This window comes from Rhodoferax potami (assembly GCF_032193805.1).
Lineage (GTDB): Bacteria > Pseudomonadota > Gammaproteobacteria > Burkholderiales > Burkholderiaceae_C > Allorhodoferax > Allorhodoferax potami_A.
On sequence record NZ_JAVBIK010000002.1, the window covers coordinates 1 to 2,500 of the forward strand.

Below are 2,500 nucleotides of genomic sequence, written 5' to 3' on the forward strand. Positions count from 1 at the left end.
GTACTAAAAAAACACCCCGCCACTTGACGGGGTGTTTTGCTGTAATAGCCTGACGATGACCTACTTTCACACGGGGATCCGCACTATCATCGGCGCTGACTCGTTTCACTGTCCTGTTCGGGATGGGAAGGAGTGGTACCAAGTCGCTATGGTCGTCAGGCATAACTTGTTGTCACCCAGACTAGAGGTCTGGGCAACCAATTTATAGAGCTAATCAGCTTGTCTTTTACGACGCCATCTCGCTTGGAGATGGTCATTTGAATGCGTCAACTTGGCATAACTTCCTTGAAGTACTTGCGTACATCAAAGTTATAGGGTCAAGCCGCACGAGCAATTAGTATCGGTTAGCTTAACGCATTACTGCGCTTCCACACCCGACCTATCAACGTCCTGGTCTTGAACGACTCTTCAGGGGGCTCAAGGCCCCGGCAGATCTCATCTTGAAACGAGTTTCCCGCTTAGATGCTTTCAGCGGTTATCTCTTCCACACTTAGCTACTCGGCAATGCCACTGGCGTGACAACCGATACACCAGAGGTGTGTCCACTCCGGTCCTCTCGTACTAGGAGCAGGCTTCCTCAAATCTGCAGCGCCCACGGAAGATAGGGACCAAACTGTCTCACGACGTTTTAAACCCAGCTCACGTACCTCTTTAAATGGCGAACAGCCATACCCTTGGGACCGGCTACAGCCCCAGGATGAGATGAGCCGACATCGAGGTGCCAAACACCGCCGTCGATATGAACTCTTGGGCGGTATCAGCCTGTTATCCCCAGAGTACCTTTTATCCGTTGAGCGATGGCCCTTCCATACAGAACCACCGGATCACTATGTCCTGCTTTCGCATCTGCTCGACTTGTCAGTCTCGCAGTTAAGCACGCTTATGCCATTGCACTATCATCACGATGTCCGACCGTAACTAGCGTACCTTCGAACTCCTCCGTTACGCTTTGGGAGGAGACCGCCCCAGTCAAACTGCCTACCATGCACTGTCCCCGATCCAGATAATGGACCTAGGTTAGAACCTCAAACACACCAGGGTGGTATTTCAACGTTGGCTCCATAAGATCTAGCGACCCTACTTCAAAGCCTCCCACCTATCCTACACAGATCTGTTCAAAGTCCAATACAAAGCTACAGTAAAGGTTCATGGGGTCTTTCCGTCTTTCCGCGGGGAGATTGCATCATCACAAACATTTCAACTTCGCTGAGTCTCAGGAGGAGACAGTGTGGCCATCGTTACGCCATTCGTGCAGGTCGGAACTTACCCGACAAGGAATTTCGCTACCTTAGGACCGTTATAGTTACGGCCGCCGTTTACTGGGACTTCAATCAAGAGCTTGCACCCCATCATTTAATCTTCCAGCACCGGGCAGGCGTCACACCCTATACGTCCACTTTCGTGTTTGCAGAGTGCTGTGTTTTTAATAAACAGTCGCAGCCACCGATTTTTTGCAACCTCATTGGGCTCCATCCGCGAGGGACTTCACCTACTAAAGGCACACCTTCTTCCGAAGTTACGGTGTCAATTTGCCGAGTTCCTTCTCCTGAGTTCTCTCAAGCGCCTTAGAATACTCATCTCGCGCACCAGTGTCGGTTTGCGGTACGGTCGTGTGTAGCTGAAGCTTAGTGGCTTTTCCTGGAAGCAGGGTATCACTCACTTCGTCTGCAAGCAGACTCGTTATCACTCCTCATCTAAGCCCGGCGGATTTGCCTACCAGGCACGACTACAAGCTTGAACCAACATGTCCAACAGTTGGCTGAGTTAACCTTCTCCGTCCCCACATCGCACTACACATCGGTACAGGAATATTGACCTGTTTCCCATCAGCTACGCATCTCTGCCTCGCCTTAGGGGCCGACTCACTCTACGCCGATGAACGTTGCGTAGAAAACCTTGCGCTTACGGCGAGGGGGCTTTTCACCCCCTTTAACGCTACTCATGTCAGCATTCGCACTTCTGATACCTCCAGCACGCTTTACAACGCACCTTCACAGGCTTACAGAACGCTCTCCTACCACTTGCAATAAATTGCAAATCCGCAGCTTCGGTAACTGGCTTAGCCCCGTTACATCTTCCGCGCAGGACGACTCGATCAGTGAGCTATTACGCTTTCTTTAAATGATGGCTGCTTCTAAGCCAACATCCTGACTGTTTTAGCCTTCCCACTTCGTTTCCCACTTAGCCAATTTTAGGGACCTTAGCTGGCGGTCTGGGTTGTTTCCCTCTTGAGTCCGGACGTTAGCACCCGGTGCTCTGTCTCCCAAGCTGTACTCTGCGGTATTCGGAGTTTGCATTGGTTTGGTAAGTCGCCATGACCCCCTAGCCAAAACAGTGCTCTACCCCCGCAGGTAATACTTGAGGCACTACCTAAATAGTTTTCGGAGAGAACCAGCTATTTCCAAGTTTGTTTAGCCTTTCACCCCTATCCACAGCTCATCCGCTAGTTTTGCAACACTAGTCGGTTCGGACCTCCAGTACCTGTTACGGCACCTTCATC

The 2,500-nt window shown here is 51.0% G+C and carries 2 rRNA genes (1 of these 2 cut by a window edge); both read right to left on the minus strand.

Annotated features, from left to right (window positions below):
• Positions 1 to 47: 47 nt before the first annotated feature.
• Positions 48 to 160 (minus strand): 5S ribosomal RNA (rrf, locus tag RAE19_RS17875).
• A 153-nt stretch (positions 161 to 313) separates the two neighbouring features.
• Positions 314 to 2,500 (minus strand): 23S ribosomal RNA (locus tag RAE19_RS17880); it runs 691 nt beyond the window's last position.